Origin of the sequence: Methanobrevibacter sp. (genome assembly GCF_045611865.1) — an archaeon.
Lineage (GTDB): Archaea > Methanobacteriota > Methanobacteria > Methanobacteriales > Methanobacteriaceae > Methanocatella.
Genome location: NZ_JAZKXX010000019.1, coordinates 1 through 15,111, shown reverse-complemented (window position 1 = coordinate 15,111; position 15,111 = coordinate 1). Strand labels below are relative to the sequence as shown.

Below are 15,111 nucleotides of genomic sequence, written 5' to 3'. Positions count from 1 at the left end.
GTTCAACATTTAAGAGGGGTTGTGGAAGGTAGCGTAGGCATCACCTTCGATGAAGCAAAAAGATTCTTGAAACCAGAGCCAATTATTTCCTCCATACAAAAAGGAAGTATTGTTGAGCTTATTTCTGGACCATTCAAAGGTGAAAGGGCGAAAGTGGTTCGTATTGATGAATCACGTGAAGAAGTTGTTCTTGAGTTAATAGAAGCAGCAGTTCCGATTCCGGTAACTGTTAAAGCTGATCAAATAAGAATAATTCAAAAGGAGGCTGACTGATGGCTAAAGATACAGTCGAAGTACTTATCGAAGGTGGTACTGCAACTCCTGGACCACCATTAGGACCTGCATTAGGACCTTTCGGTATTAACATGATGCAAGTTGTTGAAGAAATCAACAAAAAAAGTGCTGACTTTGCAGGAATGAAAGTACCTGTTAAAGTTACTATTGACAGAGATACTAAAGATTTCGAAATTGAAATCGGTACTCCACCAACAACTGCTTTAATCATGGAAGAATTAGGCATTGAAAAAGCTTCTCATGAACCAGGTTTAGACATTATCAATGACTTACCAATTGAAACCGCTTTAAAAATCGCTAGAATGAAATTCGATTCATTATTATCTAACGATTACAAAGCAGCAGTTAAAGAAGTCATGGGAACCTGTGTAAGTATGGGATTATCTGTTGACGGTAAAGACCCAAGAGAAGCACAGAAAGACGTAGATGCTGGAAAATATGATGATATTTTATCAGAATAAATGTAAAATTTAAATTAAGTTAATAAATACAGTGTATATGATGTTATAAGTTAATTATAACGGATATACTGTTTTTAATTCATGCAATCGTTGAAGAATTTTTTTCTTGTAATCGATACTCATGAAACCAAAAAAATCCAATGAACAGAAAATGTTCATGGGGGATGAATAATGACACAAGATGTAGTTAACGCGGTGAAGGAGGCAAAAGAACAATCAAAGCCGAGAAACTTCACTGAGTCCGTCGATATTATTATTAATATCAGAGACTTAGATGTCAGAAAGCCAGAAAATAGGTTTAATGAGGAAGTTACTCTTCCTAACGGCCGTGGCAAACCGATTAAAATCGGAGTCATAGCTGATGGGGAACTCATTGTTCAAGCTAAAGATGCTGGTCTTGACACTGTAATTAATAAAGCGGATTTAGAAGAGTTCGGAAAAGACAGAAAAGCAGCTAAAAAAATGGCTAACTCTGTTGATTTCTTAGTAGCTCAAGCTGATATGATGCCACTCGTTGGTAGATTCTTAGGTCCTGTTTTAGGTCCTCGTGGAAAAATGCCAAAACCAGTGCCTGCAAGTATCAAATTAGATCCTCTTTTAGAAAGATTACAAAGTACTGTCAAAGTTGGTGTAAAACAACAAGCAAGTATTCAAATTGTTGTTGGAAGCCAAGACATGTCAGACGAGGATATAGCTGAAAATGTGGAAACTGTTCTTACAGTCTTAGACCGCAATTTAGAAAAAGGAAGAAGTCAAATAAAGTCCATGTTTATTAAAACAACTATGGGACCAGTAGTGAGGGTGATCTAATGGCTCATGTTGCTGAATGGAAAAAGGAAGAAGTCCAAGAGCTAAAAGGTATTATTGACCAATACGACGTTGTCGGTATTGTCGATTTAATGAACATTCCTGCAAAACAGCTCCAAGAAATGAGAAAATCTCTTAAAGGAAAAGCTGTAATCAGAATGTCTAAGAAAAACCTTATTGATTTAGCTTTTGAAGATTGCAATGCTAGTAAAAACAACATTGTTGATTTGTCTGAACATATGGATGGCCAAGTTGCACTTATCGCAACCGAAATGAACCCATTCAAATTATACAAAATATTGGAAGACAGCAAAACCTCAGCTCCTGCAAAACCAGGATCTGTTGCTACTGATGATATTATTGTACCTGAAGGGGACACTGGATTTGAACCAGGACCATTCTTAGGTGAATTACAACAAGTTGGAATTCCTGCAAAAATTGATAAAGGAAAAATCTGCGTACAAAAGGAAACTGTTGTTGTCGCAGCTGGTGAAACTGTATCTAAACAAGTTGCAGCTACTTTATCAAGAATGGATATTAATCCAATGGAAGTAGGAATCGATTTAAAAGCAGTATATGAGGAAGAAGCTATTTATACTTCAGATGTACTCGCAATCGACGAAGAACAAACATTAGCTGACGTACAAAACGCATTTAGAAATGCATTTAACTTATCTGTAAACGCAGCTATACCTACTGATGAAACTATTTCCACTATTATTACTCTCGCATACACTAGAGCAATCAATGTTGGTGTTGCAGGAGCAATTATGACCTCAGAAACTTCAGAACCAATTATCGGTTTAGCACAAGCTAAAATGTTAGCTTTAGCATCCGAAGTAGCAGATACTGCAGGAGCTATTGATGACGAATTAGCTGAAAAACTTTACAATGTTGCTGTAGCAGCTGCTCCAGTGGTAGAAGAAGTTGTTGAAGAAGAAGAGGAAGAAGAGGAAGAAGAAGAAAACAGTGAAGAAGAAGCAGCAGCTGGGTTAGGAGCTCTCTTCGGTTAAAATTAAAAATTTTATATTATTATAAAAAAACTAACACTTTAAAAAATTAATGGTGATAACATGGAATATATATATGCGGCAATGATTTTGCACAGTGCAGAAAAAGATATTAACGAAGAAAATGTTAAAAGTATTATTGAAGCAGCAGGAATCGACGCTGATGATGCTAGAATTAAAGCATTAATCGCAGCTTTAGAAGATGTTGACATCGACGAAGCTATGGAAACCACTGCTATGGCAGCAGCAGCACCTGCAGCTGCACCTGCAGCAGCAGAAGCTGTTGAAGAAGAGGAAGAAGAAGAGGAAGAAGAGGAAGAAGCTTCTGAAGAAGAAGCAGCAGCTGGATTAGGTGCTCTCTTCGGATAGATTTTTTAAAAATCTATCACCTTTTATTTTTTCTTTTTTTGTTTAAGCTATTTTTATTTTAGAACTGCTTTTTTTTGTTTTTATTTAAGTTTTTTATTACACATTCTATTTTTCACATTATCAAATATTTTTATATCATTAAAAACATAATTATCAGATAAGTTATTATGTATAATTTTTAGGGAATTTTAATGCTTTATTGTTCTTTAAATATTATCCTACAGTTTTAAGGGAGGTTTATATTTAATGAAAAAACATTTATTTGTTATTTCGTTTGTTCTTATCTTTTTACTTGCCATTGGTGCAGTATGTGCTAATGATGATTATAATTTAACTGATGATTCGGCTGCGCCCGTTTTGGGAGTTTATGCTGTTCAATCAGATGTCTTATCTGATGATGAGGCGCCTTCAGTAGATGTCGATGATGTTACCATAAATGAGGGCGAAATCGTTTCAATTCCATTTAATGTAACAGATTCTAATGGCAATCCTGTTTCTGGAGGAGTTAATGTAACAATATATGGTGAAAATGAGACCATAAGCAGATACATTGAGTTAAATAATAATTCTGGTCAATCTAACTTCACTATTGTCGATTTTGTTGAAATTATCCGCGCAAATCCTGGAAGAAATATTTCAGATATTTATGATATTATTTATTCTTCCTGGAATTTCACAAATGTCAACATTTCACAAATCATCAGCGGTTTGGAGGATATTGATGCAGGATACAGTATTAATATTTCAGATTTGGCCGATGGAACAGACCATATCGTTAATGGAACTAGGGTTGATGTTGATAAGGTTATTGAGGGTGTAAATTACATCATAAACGGTACTGAAATTAATATTTCGGATGTTATTTCAGGGTTTGCCGAGATAAAAAGCGGAATTGATGTTAATGATTTGAATATTACAAAAGCAACTAACATATTAATCGCAATTTTAGATGGATTTGAGTTCAATGATCCTAATCTGTTAAACAATATCCTTGCCAACATAGTCATCAATATGGATGCCTTTTTGGATGGATTAAAAAGTCTCAGCAGCGAATTTGGAGATGGTTCTCAAACTTCAATTCAGGATTTGATGTCACGCCTGGGGTTAAAATTATCTCTTAATCTTAAATTAAGATTAGGAATTCTCTATCTAAAAAAGGAATTCCCTCTTTTAGAGGCTGTTAATTTAATGAGGGACATTTGGAATTACAATGCGCTGACAAAGGAAATCTTTTTGGATAAATTAAGCGTGCTCACTAACGGATTCACATTCAATCTTTCAAAATTTGTCGAATCAGATGGTGGATTTAATTTGGATCCTTTCTATAAACTCATAGGTTCTGCAAGATTTGATACCAACGGAATTACAAATTCAATAGTCAACAGTATCAATAGTGTTACTTTCGACAAGTCTAAAGTCGCTTATGAATTGGCCGATATCACAGGTTTTGACAGCTCTAAAATCATGAAATTCCTTGAAGGAGCAGTTGACATTTATCATGGATTTGAATTTGATAGCTCCAGCGTCATTGTCGGACTTACAGACATCTTCAATGGATTTGACTTAGACAACCCCGATGTCTTTAATAAAGAATTGCTTAGTGCATTTTCTTTTAATGATAAGTCATTTGGTGCTGATTTTGATAAGATTCTAGCAAACTTCAATTACACCAGGGCAGATGTCTCAAACAATGTCTCAAGCATTATCAATCGCCTTAATCTGACAATTACTGATGAACTTGATGCTGCATTATCCGATGCTTTAAACAGGGATAAGTTAAATTTCACAGAGTTGGGCCAAATATTCAGGGACATAATTGATTATAATAACATAACAAGTTCAAATTTCATAGAGCTATTGGGCAATGTTACCAATGGTTTTACTTTTGACCTTTCTGATATTATCTATAAAATCGCCAATCATGATTTTAACATTTCAAAACCTGCAAGGACAATTTTCAACATTATACGTTATGTTGAAATAGATTACAATAAGATTTTCGAATCAATCAACGGTACAAGCGCAGTCAATTTCGATTACTCACTAATGGCTGGAGGATTTGTTAAGCTATTTGATGGGGTGAAGGTCAATGTTTCAACAGTTATGGATGGAATTAATAAAATTTTCCATGAAATTGATTATAACAAATCAAAGGTTATTGAAATACTTGACAATGCTAAAAACAAGGTCGATATAACCCCTTCAAAAATCAATGACGGTTTAACCAAAATCATTAATGCGATTAGCTTTGACAAATCCCGCATTTATGATGGTTTGGCCATAATCGTCAGTGCTTTTAGTTTTAACAGGTCCAGTGCCTATGGGGGATTGGAAGAGATTGTCAGTGCTTTCAAGTTTTATGATTCTCTGATTGATGGTGTTTATAAAGTTGCCAATGGATTGGGCATTAACACTTCAAGTGCCATAAGTCAATTTGTTTTAAAATTCGGATATGTTGCCACATTCCCGCAGGTCCTTTCTCCAGGTACTTATGATATTGCTGTGGCATATATTGATGATGAGGGTCATGTGGCTGCGGTTAATGACACTTCCAAATTGGTTGTTCTTCCAAAAATGAATACTCCAATTGATTTTGATGTTTTGGTTGATGGATACCATGTTTATATAAACGGCAGTGTAGATTCTGATGCTGAAGGCTTCGTCTTGTTTAAAATGGGTGACTGGGATGTTTATAATCTAGTTGTAGACGGAAAAGTTGCATTTGATGATGTCTTTAAACCGGGTGAATACGGAATTGATGCAATATACCTTGGTGATTTTAACTTCAACGAAAACAGCACTTTCATATCATATATTGTTAAATCAGCGACTGAGGTTGTAGTTTCTTCTCAGATAAACACTGTTTATGGAGATAGCAAAAACATTGTAGTTACATTAAAAGATGAAGACAATAATCCGGTGGCAGGTAAGGAAATTGCTGTTAAATTAAATGGGGTAACCTATCCTAGAACAACCAATGCCAATGGACAAATCTCTGTTGCAGTACCTAGCAATCTAAAACCTGCTACATACGCGGCATCAGTTGTATTTGCAGGAGATAGCTATTATGTCAAATCAACAGGATCTGTTAAGGTGGTGGTTGCCAAAGCAACTCCTGTAATAACTGCTAAAGCAAAAACCTTTAAAATGACAGTAAAAACCAAAGCATATGCAATAACTTTGAAAAACAATAAAAACAATGCCATGAAACAGGTTAAAGTTACTATCAAAGTTAATGGTAAGGTATATTCCGCCAAAACTAACAGTAAAGGTAAAGCAACCTTTAAAATTACCAAATTAACTAAAAAAGGCACTTTCAAAGCTGTTGTAACCTATGCTGGCGATGCATATTACAAGAAGGTAACTAAAAAAGTCAACATTAGTGTCAAGTAGATGTATCTTTCATCTACTCTTTTTTTTACATATGTGCTTCTTTTAAAAATCACTTTACATTTTTTTGCAAAGATTTGACTATCTTTAAGGAAATTCACCATCAAAATCATCGAAATGGCATTCCTCATCGTCATGCAATAATTCCTCATTAATCCTATCGGCATCTGCGTAGATGTAATATGGCTCTTCCTCATCAGTTCTAATAGAATTGTTTGATGGTTTTGAGTAGTCATATCCGTCATTTTTGCGCCTAAGGAAATATATTGCCAAAATAATAATTATTAGTAGAATAATGATGAATATCATGTTTTCACATCTTAATGTATTGGCTAAATGCTATTTAAACTTGTTGAAGCAATATGGCAAGACACCAGTTTTGAAATATTTTTTAAAAAACCGAAACTCGGAGACATTAAAACAGTCATCCTGTGTTTTTGTTTTCTATATTATTTATGCAATGCTTGTCGCTTTCCTTATGAAGACTTTTTGAGATCCGGCTACTGGGGAGGAGGTACTGAACGGAACTTCAAAACTGATGCTTATTGTGAGTTTAGTAGTCCAATTGTGGGGTGAGGAATTTTTCAAGATACTTCTCCTGATAATTGTCATGTATCTTGTCTATAGATTCACAGAAAACAGTACTTCGGCTGTAAGGATATCAATTATCGTTACCTTGCTGATATTCGGTCTTGCACACGTGAGCGCTTATGGTAACATCTTGCAGGTATTGCTGATTCAAGGTTTGGGGGTCCATATTTGATTTGTATGCATATATGAAGACTAAAAATGTGATAATATCCTATGCGGTTCATTTATGAGTGTTTTGTTTATGTCATGATGGGGGGCTTTTAAGCTCCTTTAAACTTTTTTTATTTTTACAATATTTTTTTACACATTAATATTGCTCTAAATTAGTAAAATTGCTCTTATTTTAAACAAAAAGTATATTTAACTTTCAGTTTAATCTATTAATTGGTAAATTATCTTTAATATCTATTGGGAAGATTTTCCATTGAGGTAGTATTATGGAAAATTATTTATAGTATACTGAGTATACTATATTTGGTGAAATTAGATGATGACAAAAACTATTAAAATTTCTGAAAAAACCCATAAATTATTATCTGAACTTGCTTCCAAAAATGAAACTTTCAATGATGTTATAGATTTCTTAATCAATTATTATTATGAAAATGAAGAATTTTCTGATGAACAAGCTGAAGTTTACAATAGGGATGTAGAAAAATTCGAAAATGGAAATTTAGAAGAGGTATCTGAAGTCACACTAATAGATTTGGAGAAAAGAATATCAAAATTAGAAAATGAGCTTAAAAAATGACCTATAAATTATTTGAACATGATAGAGTTAAGAAATTTTTCAAAAAACATAAGAATGACAAGAAATTACTGTTGAGGATAACTAAAAAGTATTATGAAATTTTAGATAATCCTTACGATGCAGAATTCATTGAGTTAACTAGTGTTAAATGCCCTAAATGTCAAAGAGCTAGGGTGGGGAGTTATAGAATAATCTTTTTTGTCTCTGAAAATACTGAACAAATTGAAATAATTGATATTATTAAACGTAAAAATGATTATAGGATGTTTTAATCATATTTTTTTATAAGGTTATTAAAATTAAATATATTCACTTAAATATTACTTTTTAACATATATTTGTTTAGTGATAATATGAAGACTTTGAAAATTGTAATCTTCATGCTTATTTTATTCATATCTGTAGGTGCTGTTTGTGCAACAGATGCCTATTCTGAGGATAATTTAAGTGATGATAATCAGGATATATTAGAAACTACTCAAGATGATGTTCTTGCTGTAGGCGAGCCAAAAACATTCACGGATTTGAGGGATGATATTTCCAATTCAACCGGTGTTTTTGATGTAAAGGATAATTATAAATTTAATAATGGTTCTGATAACAACACGCCTATCATTATTGGACAGGATAATTTTGTCATTTTAGGTAATGGCCATACAATCGATGCAAGCGGTCAATCTTCAATATTTCAGATTTCTGCAAAAAACGTGACAATAAATAACCTTACTTTTATAAATGCAAATTCTTCGAGAGGTAGTGTTTTTAGTATCATGGTGAATTGCAGTCTGACAACAAATGATGTTGTTTTAATGAATAATACTGCTGAAAATTGTGTAATTGCAGTTTATGGAACATATTTCAGTAATAATGATAAATTTACTGACTTCACATCCAAGTTTACTGTCATACGGTTATTTGATGATAGTGTCTTGAATGTTGATAATGCTGTTATGATGAACTCTAAAATATTGCAATGGGGGTTCATTTATACTGAGGCCCAAAACTGTAACATTACAATATTAAACTCCCTGTTTGCAAATTCTACTTCCAACTATACTGCTGTTAGGGGTTCTACAAGAACAATGATTCAGAATTGCCAATTTGTTAATTTGCATGCCATAACTTCTGCCGGTGCAATTGGGGTAAAAGATTTGGTGAGTGCTGAAATCAACAATTGTACTTTTGTCAATGTTACTTCCGAAAAGAATGCAGGTGCAATACTGGTGGATGTTAATGCATATGATTCAATGAATATTGCACGTATTCATAATTGTGATTTCATTGACTGTTATTCTGGATTTGGCGGAGCTTTAATGCAATATGACGGTCGCCTTTATTTAACAAACTGTACTTTTAAAAACAATGATGTGCTGTTTGACGGAGGTGCGATATATCTCTCCTGCCTAAAATCTGCCTTCATCTCAGATTCAATATTTATCGGAAATGATGCACAATTTGATGGTCCTCGAGGCTCCTTTGGAGGTGCAATCTTTTGTGATAATTCACTTCTTAGATTAGATAACAATGAATTCATAAACAGTTCTGCCCAATGTGGCGGTGCGCTGTATCTTTATGATTCAAATTATTATTTTTCAAACAATACATTTGTGAATAATACCAATCAGGAAGGCAATTTTGATGATATCTTCACAGTATTTGATTGGTCCCTTGCCATTTTGGAGAACAATACGTATAGCAGCGATGACTCCTGCAGTTTCAATAATACAAATTATCGTACAATAATCGCTGCCGAGGGGATGAAACTGACCATATTGAACAATACCATTGATGTGGCCAACCTTCCGTCCAGATTTGATTTGCGCGATTGGGGATGGGCCACACCTGTCAGAGACCAAGGTCGTATGGGATCCTGTTGGGCATTTGGTGCTACAGGAGCAATTGAATCTGCAATATTGAGGTATTTAGGTATTGAAATGGACGTTTCTGAAAATAATATGCAGGATAGTGCACTGCAATATTCTCCTTATGGGCAAATCGGACTGATGGAAGGTGGATTTGGAATAAATGGTGTATTGTATGCATTAAGTTGGTTTGGTGTATTTTCATCTGAATATGATACATATGACCAGTTGGGTAAAATTTCACCAATCATTGCATCAGAAGATAGTGTTCATTTCCAGGATGTGATTTTTATACCTCCTCTCAACAGTTCTTCCGATATTGACCAATTGAAACGGGTCATTTTAAAATATGGTGCTGTAGATATTACATATTGTGCTGAACAGATGCCTCCATACCTTAATTTGAACACATCTGCACAATACTGCAATGAATCTTTGGCTAGTGACCATTGTGTTGTCTTGATTGGTTGGGATGACAATTATTCTGCGGATAATTTCCTGATTACACCTCCTGATGACGGCGCATGGATAGTCAAAAACAGTTGGGGAGAGGACGCTGGTGATGAAGGTTATTACTATATTTCATATTATGATAAGACCTTTGCAGCAACTGAGATATCATTTGCCTATCTTTTGGAAAACACGGTTGAGTATAATAAAAACTACCAGTATGATATTGGAGGAACACTAGGATATTACTTTAATTATAATGAATATCTTAATAATTTCACTGCTGTTGAGGATGATTTGCTTGCAGCTGTTGGAACATACTTTAACGATAGCAATGTGGAATATACAGTTAAAATTTATGTTAATGGTGTATTGAAACATATACAGTCAGGTCTTTCTCCATTCGGAGGTTTCCATACTATTAAATTGGATTCATATGTTCCGATTAAAGAAGGAGATAAGTTTGATGTTGTGATTAAGTCAAATTGGGCTCCAATAATTCGCAACTCAAGACAACATTACCAATCAAATGTTTCACTAATCAATACTCCTGAGGGCTGGGCGGAGGTCACTCCTAGAAACTATGTCTGTGCAATAAAGGCCTATACTGTTAAAGATGATTCCAAAATCATCAATGATAATGACATTTCAGTTGATTATGCTGGAGGATCATACTTCAGCGTTAAGGTTGTAACTGATGATGGCCATGCTATCGGCGCAGGTGAAAAAGTCACATTCCTAATCAACAAAAAAACCACTACAGTAACAACCGATAAGGATGGAATTGCCAAAATAAAAATAACTGACGTTCCGGGTAAATATACCATAACAACCAAGTACAACGGTAAAACCTACACAAACAAGGTTACCGTAAAACAGGTCCTAACAACAAGTAAAGTGACTGTCAAAAAGACTGCTAAATCATTTACCTTGCAGGCCAAGCTTAAAATCAACGGTAAACTCGTTAAGGGCAAGACAATAACATTCAAGTTCAAAGGCAAAAGCTATCATGCAAAAACCAATGCGAAAGGAATTGCCAAAGTAACAATCAAACAGGATGTTATCAAAAAGCTCAAGAAAGGCAAAACCTACACATTTGCGGCGACTTACCTGAAAGATACAATAAAATCTACAGTTAAAGTCATATGAATTTCTTAAAAACTCTATGGTGAATAATATGGTTAATTATCCAAAAGTCCTAACGCGAAAGGAATTGAAAAAAATTTCCAAATATCCTTGTGATGATGAGATTAAAGATGCATATCTTAAATATTTAACCAATTATTCATTTAAGGAGTTTGTAGAATTCTGCCAGGACAATGACGGCAATCTGGAAAAATTGATTTTCAAGTTCACTGATTTGCGGCTGGATAAATTTGAACCGAATTCCCTGATTTGGGTTTCCCACGTGATGATTAATTTCATGATCTATTTCAATGTAAATCTGGATTATGGGGAGTTCTATGACGCTTATGCATCTGCCCTTCAGTTAACCGTTCTCTCCTGTGCCATGGATATGGTGATTGATAAGGTTTCCTTTGATGAAGTTCCATTTCCGCAACATTCCAAAGTCTGTTTTGATAAATTTTTTGATGAATGTGCAGATTTCAGATTCAATTTGGAAAAGGACTGTGAGCTGGCCTATAAATCATTCAACAATGACTTTGGATTTACAAGCGACGAATTCTACCTTAAGGTTAAAAAATTCTTTGAAGATGAGGGATATTAACACGACTTTTGGGGGTTAAATATGGATATTGTGACTAAATTCAAAAATCTGCTGATTGAATCATTAAAGGACAATAAGAAATTGATAATTGGGTTATATGTATTGTTCATAGCCGTCTTTATTTTAGCATGGGTTTTGTCAGCTTCCAGAATCAGTGCTGATTTGGTAAATACGACTTATTCTGCTGGTGGAGTTATTGATACTTTTGATGCTTCTGATGCTTTAGAGCTTTTTATACATAATGGCTGGGGAGGAATAGTAACATATGTTGTTTCAGTGTTCTTTGCAATTCCTGCAATCGTGTCATTGTTGTATAATGCGGTTAATTTAGGGCTTTTGGGCCAATTTTTCACTGTTTTGGTTCCAAATGGGGGAGTGAGGTATATTGTTTATCTGATTCCTCATGGAATATTTGAAATCACAGCAACTGTCATACAGTCTGCCGCTGGAATAGTGCTTTTCCTGTTCATCTGGAGATTCATAAGGGCCTGGAGAAGCAGTGAAACCCAAGGAGCCTCTGAAGCATTTGAAAAGACTAAGGGGATATTGATTCAAAGTATTGCCCTCATGATTTTTTCAATGATATTGCTGATTATTGCAGCTCCTATTGAGGCATATGTTTCAGTTCCGTTTTCGGAATTGCTGTTTGGACCAGTGTCTGGTTAATATTGCTCGGGTGGTGTTATTTGCGTTTTCTTGGGGATGGAAGCTCATCGTACATGGCTTCTATGACTTCGGCCAGAAAATCTTTATCTTCCAAATCCTCGACAAGCAGCATTTCCTTTGCACCATCATAGGGCAATTCCATTTTCACGTCAGGCATCATGCTAATTGCTGATTTTACAGGTTTTAAAAGGAATCTGTCATCATAGATTCCACCAATAATCTTTCCTTGATAGTAGATGATGTATTCTCCCATCATTGCCCTGTAGGTTATATCCTCCAAATCGGATAGCTGATCAAGTACATATTCTAAATATTCTTTGTTTGAGCCCATTTCAAATCACTTGATTATAATTTCTTTGGTTGTTAAGTATAATTTTGTTATTTTATTGATATTAGTTTTGTTCTACAAAACTACTAATTGTGTTAAAATTAGTTTCCTTTAAAAAAATAGTTCATGAAGATTTAATAAGCCATAAAACATATAATTTACAGTATATCATAATAAAACTAAATTTTAATACTTTATTTTTAATCTAAGAATTAATGATGATAGAAATTTAATTTTTAAGTCGAATTAGTTGAAATAAAAAAACGAAAAGTATTTATATGTTAATTGATAAACCTTGTAATCGTGTTGCGAATGAAATTTAGAAAAGAGATACTCATATTTTCATTAATAATGATATTCATGCTAATGTCTGCTGTTAGTGCAGAAGATATAACCATGGATGATGGAACTAATTCAACTTCAGATTACGTTGAATTAGACGCTGATTCAGGTTATATTGATGATATTAGTGAAGATTCAGTTCTAGAGGATAATGTTATTGATGATGAGGAAAATACATCTGATGAGGATATTGAACAGGATATTTCTCCATATCCATTGGACGACCATGATTTTAAGGTTGTAGTCAATGGTGCTTCAGCTATTGCTGGCGCTTCTTTTAATAAGAATATGGCTATTCACAAATCATCTTCATTTTCACATTATTCTAAAAGTGATGATGCAGGTGGTGCAGTTAATGAACGTAGTATTGATGGAATGTTTTCTGATTCTCAATCATCTGAAGATATGGGTTTTGAGGCATTATCAGGTAATATTAATGCCGAATATTTTTTTGCAAAAACATACTCCTGTTGCAGCGAATATTTTGATTGTTTAAAAGAGAATTCATTAAAAAACATCATTGAAGAAAATGAAATTGGAGATGTTTTCACTAGCAACATTCATATTGGTTTTAAGACTATTAATTATTTGACATCTGATTTAATTAGTTTTATGGGCGCAGGGGCGAAATATATAGATTCCAATATTAATTTATTTGATGTAAATGCAGTTCTTGATATCTTTGATAAGATTATGAACTCTCCATCGACCCATAATGTAATGACTAATATTTCACCGTCCAATAATAATCCAACGTTAAGAAACCATAAATATTGCTCTGATTATTCAGATTACAGTCTTTATCAGGATATAGATTCAATCATAAATTTTGATGGCCTGGATGATGAAATGGAATTGTTTATAGAATCTGACAGCAATATTTCAGACATGCTAATCATTCAGGACAATATGATATTAATAAATCAAACATTCGATTTAAATACAATTCCTGATGTTTATATTAATTCATATGATGATATGGAATCTGATTTACAATCCTCTGATGGGGATTGTTGGCGTGATGTATATGACAATTCTGATGCAACTGTAGGAATACAACGTTTTAAGTTCAGTCAGCCGATTAATTGTTTATCAAGCAATATATCCGAAGATATCCAACATACTTTTTACCACATGATTGGATGTGAATGTACTAACACTAGTTTCACTAAACAGTATGCTAGTTATGATAATCTTCCAGAAGTTAGTGAATTCGATACCATTACCAATGAGGAACAAGAAGATAACCACGATCATGTTCTCTTTAAAAAATATAATGTTAATGCTCCATTTATTGTAGAAAATACTTCAGTTTTCGCATTATTCGGAGTAATTAAAATCACAATTCCTTAAAAAGATTTTAGGGATTTTCCCACTATTTTTATAAGTAAATTAAATTAATGAAAAATATTTTTTCTTAATTTAAATATTAGGAATAATTTTTTTAGCTTGAATCTTATTATTTTCTATAAAATAAACACGCTAAAAAAATGGTGATTTTAATATTTAAAATAATTTCATTTTAAGCTAAAAACATTATTTCTAGTTTTTAAAGAGAATTAGGAATAAAAATTAAAATCGAGGTTTAATAAATGAAATTTAAAAATAAAATAATTATATTTTCATTGCTTATCGTGATGCTGACAATTTCAGCAGCAAGCGCACATGAAAATATACTTGCAGATGGAAACGATGCAATAAATACTGATATTGGAAGCATCGATCATTCTCATGACTGGGATGATGGATGGAATGATGTGGATGATGATTCTGATGACGGAGATGATGGACTAGATGACTCGGATGATGATGACCTAGAAGATTCGGATGATGATGACTGGGATGACTGGGACGATGATTCTGATGATTGGGATGATGATGACTGGGGTGACTGGGACGATGATTCTGATGATTGGGATGATGATGACTGGGGTGACTGGGACGATGATTCTGATGATTGGGATGATGATGACTGGGACGATGATTCTGATGATTGGGATGATGATGACTGGGGTGACTGGGACGATGATTCTGATGATTGGGATGATGATGACTGGGGTG

The 15,111-nt window shown here is 33.9% G+C and carries 16 protein-coding genes; 14 read left to right on the top strand and 2 right to left on the bottom strand.

Features of this window, described 5'->3' with window-relative positions; translation table 11 throughout:
* From ACKI32_RS02005 to ACKI32_RS01980, 6 genes are all read left to right on the top strand, one after another.
* Positions 1 to 273: transcription elongation factor Spt5 (locus ACKI32_RS02005; RefSeq protein WP_407413006.1), on the top strand; the 273-nt coding region annotated here is incomplete at its 5' end.
* Positions 273 to 755 (top strand): 50S ribosomal protein L11, encoded by a 483-nt coding sequence (locus ACKI32_RS02000; protein ID WP_407413005.1) that lies wholly within the window; start codon positions 273 to 275, stop codon positions 753 to 755. The genes ACKI32_RS02005 and ACKI32_RS02000, both read left to right, overlap by 1 nt.
* A 171-nt stretch (positions 756 to 926) precedes the next feature.
* Entirely contained in the window at positions 927 to 1,565 is a 639-nt protein-coding gene (locus tag ACKI32_RS01995; RefSeq protein WP_407413004.1) for a 50S ribosomal protein L1, read from the top strand.
* Entirely contained in the window at positions 1,565 to 2,575 is a 1,011-nt protein-coding gene (locus tag ACKI32_RS01990; RefSeq protein WP_407413003.1) for a 50S ribosomal protein L10, read from the top strand. The genes ACKI32_RS01995 and ACKI32_RS01990 overlap by 1 nt, the downstream gene beginning before the upstream one ends.
* A 60-nt stretch (positions 2,576 to 2,635) precedes the next feature.
* Positions 2,636 to 2,941, top strand: coding sequence for a 50S ribosomal protein P1 (gene rpl12p / locus ACKI32_RS01985; protein ID WP_292600726.1), 306 nt, complete (start codon positions 2,636 to 2,638; stop codon positions 2,939 to 2,941).
* 246 nt (positions 2,942 to 3,187) lie between these two features.
* Positions 3,188 to 6,334, top strand: coding sequence for an Ig-like domain-containing protein (locus ACKI32_RS01980; RefSeq protein WP_407413002.1), 3,147 nt, complete (start codon positions 3,188 to 3,190; stop codon positions 6,332 to 6,334).
* Positions 6,335 to 6,418: 84 nt separating this feature from the next.
* Here ACKI32_RS01980 and ACKI32_RS01975 read toward each other — a convergent pair whose 3' ends face one another.
* Positions 6,419 to 6,640: a hypothetical protein gene (locus ACKI32_RS01975; protein ID WP_407413001.1), complete on the bottom strand. Its 222-nt coding sequence runs from the start codon at positions 6,638 to 6,640 to the stop codon at positions 6,419 to 6,421.
* 238 nt (positions 6,641 to 6,878) lie between these two features.
* Between ACKI32_RS01975 and ACKI32_RS01970 the strand changes: the two genes are divergently transcribed.
* From ACKI32_RS01970 to ACKI32_RS01945, 6 genes are all read left to right on the top strand, one after another.
* The gene (locus ACKI32_RS01970; protein WP_407413000.1) at positions 6,879 to 7,094 is read left to right on the top strand and encodes a hypothetical protein; all 216 of its coding nucleotides are present in this window, start codon (positions 6,879 to 6,881) and stop codon (positions 7,092 to 7,094) included.
* A 315-nt stretch (positions 7,095 to 7,409) separates the two neighbouring features.
* The gene (locus ACKI32_RS01965; RefSeq protein WP_407412999.1) at positions 7,410 to 7,673 is read left to right on the top strand and encodes a hypothetical protein; all 264 of its coding nucleotides are present in this window, start codon (positions 7,410 to 7,412) and stop codon (positions 7,671 to 7,673) included.
* Positions 7,670 to 7,945 carry a type II toxin-antitoxin system RelE family toxin gene (locus ACKI32_RS01960; protein ID WP_407412998.1) on the top strand — a complete coding sequence of 92 codons (276 nt, stop codon included), beginning with the start codon at positions 7,670 to 7,672 and terminating at the stop codon, positions 7,943 to 7,945. The genes ACKI32_RS01965 and ACKI32_RS01960 overlap by 4 nt, the downstream gene beginning before the upstream one ends.
* Positions 7,946 to 8,026: 81 nt before the next feature.
* Positions 8,027 to 11,134: a C1 family peptidase gene (locus ACKI32_RS01955; protein WP_407412997.1), complete on the top strand. Its 3,108-nt coding sequence runs from the start codon at positions 8,027 to 8,029 to the stop codon at positions 11,132 to 11,134.
* A 28-nt stretch (positions 11,135 to 11,162) separates the two neighbouring features.
* Entirely contained in the window at positions 11,163 to 11,714 is a 552-nt protein-coding gene (locus ACKI32_RS01950; RefSeq protein ID WP_407412996.1) for a hypothetical protein, read from the top strand.
* A gap of 21 nt (positions 11,715 to 11,735) precedes the next feature.
* Positions 11,736 to 12,380, top strand: a complete 645-nt coding sequence (locus tag ACKI32_RS01945; protein WP_407412995.1) for a stage II sporulation protein M — start codon at positions 11,736 to 11,738, stop codon at positions 12,378 to 12,380.
* A gap of 16 nt (positions 12,381 to 12,396) precedes the next feature.
* On the opposite strand, the gene ACKI32_RS01940 is transcribed toward ACKI32_RS01945, so the two are convergent.
* Entirely contained in the window at positions 12,397 to 12,711 is a 315-nt protein-coding gene (locus ACKI32_RS01940) for a TfoX/Sxy family protein (RefSeq protein ID WP_407412994.1), read from the bottom strand.
* 309 nt (positions 12,712 to 13,020) lie between these two features.
* Here ACKI32_RS01940 and ACKI32_RS01935 point away from each other — a divergent pair, with 309 nt between their 5' ends.
* Together ACKI32_RS01935 and ACKI32_RS01930 are read left to right on the top strand one after the other, a co-directional pair.
* A complete protein-coding gene (locus tag ACKI32_RS01935; protein ID WP_407412993.1) occupies positions 13,021 to 14,403 on the top strand; it encodes a hypothetical protein in 1,383 nt (460 codons plus the stop codon).
* Between the two features lie 239 nt (positions 14,404 to 14,642).
* Positions 14,643 to 15,111, top strand: a 469-nt coding sequence (locus tag ACKI32_RS01930) for a hypothetical protein (RefSeq protein ID WP_407412992.1), incomplete at its 3' end; no start/stop codon positions are given.

Excerpts from the sequence above, each read along its gene's own strand:
- ACKI32_RS02000 (WP_407413005.1), top strand. The coding sequence starts at position 273 with ATGGCTAAAGATACAGTCGAAGTACTTATCGAAGGTGGTACTGCAACT.
- ACKI32_RS01995 (WP_407413004.1), top strand. The coding sequence starts at position 927 with ATGACACAAGATGTAGTTAACGCGGTGAAGGAGGCAAAAGAACAATCA.
- ACKI32_RS01990 (WP_407413003.1), top strand. The coding sequence starts at position 1,565 with ATGGCTCATGTTGCTGAATGGAAAAAGGAAGAAGTCCAAGAGCTAAAA.
- rpl12p (WP_292600726.1), top strand. The coding sequence starts at position 2,636 with ATGGAATATATATATGCGGCAATGATTTTGCACAGTGCAGAAAAAGAT.
- ACKI32_RS01980 (WP_407413002.1), top strand. The coding sequence starts at position 3,188 with ATGAAAAAACATTTATTTGTTATTTCGTTTGTTCTTATCTTTTTACTT.
- ACKI32_RS01975 (WP_407413001.1), bottom strand. The coding sequence starts at position 6,640 with ATGATATTCATCATTATTCTACTAATAATTATTATTTTGGCAATATAT.
- ACKI32_RS01965 (WP_407412999.1), top strand. The coding sequence starts at position 7,410 with ATGATGACAAAAACTATTAAAATTTCTGAAAAAACCCATAAATTATTA.
- ACKI32_RS01960 (WP_407412998.1), top strand. The coding sequence starts at position 7,670 with ATGACCTATAAATTATTTGAACATGATAGAGTTAAGAAATTTTTCAAA.
- ACKI32_RS01955 (WP_407412997.1), top strand. The coding sequence starts at position 8,027 with ATGAAGACTTTGAAAATTGTAATCTTCATGCTTATTTTATTCATATCT.
- ACKI32_RS01950 (WP_407412996.1), top strand. The coding sequence starts at position 11,163 with ATGGTTAATTATCCAAAAGTCCTAACGCGAAAGGAATTGAAAAAAATT.
- ACKI32_RS01945 (WP_407412995.1), top strand. The coding sequence starts at position 11,736 with ATGGATATTGTGACTAAATTCAAAAATCTGCTGATTGAATCATTAAAG.
- ACKI32_RS01940 (WP_407412994.1), bottom strand. The coding sequence starts at position 12,711 with ATGGGCTCAAACAAAGAATATTTAGAATATGTACTTGATCAGCTATCC.
- ACKI32_RS01935 (WP_407412993.1), top strand. The coding sequence starts at position 13,021 with ATGAAATTTAGAAAAGAGATACTCATATTTTCATTAATAATGATATTC.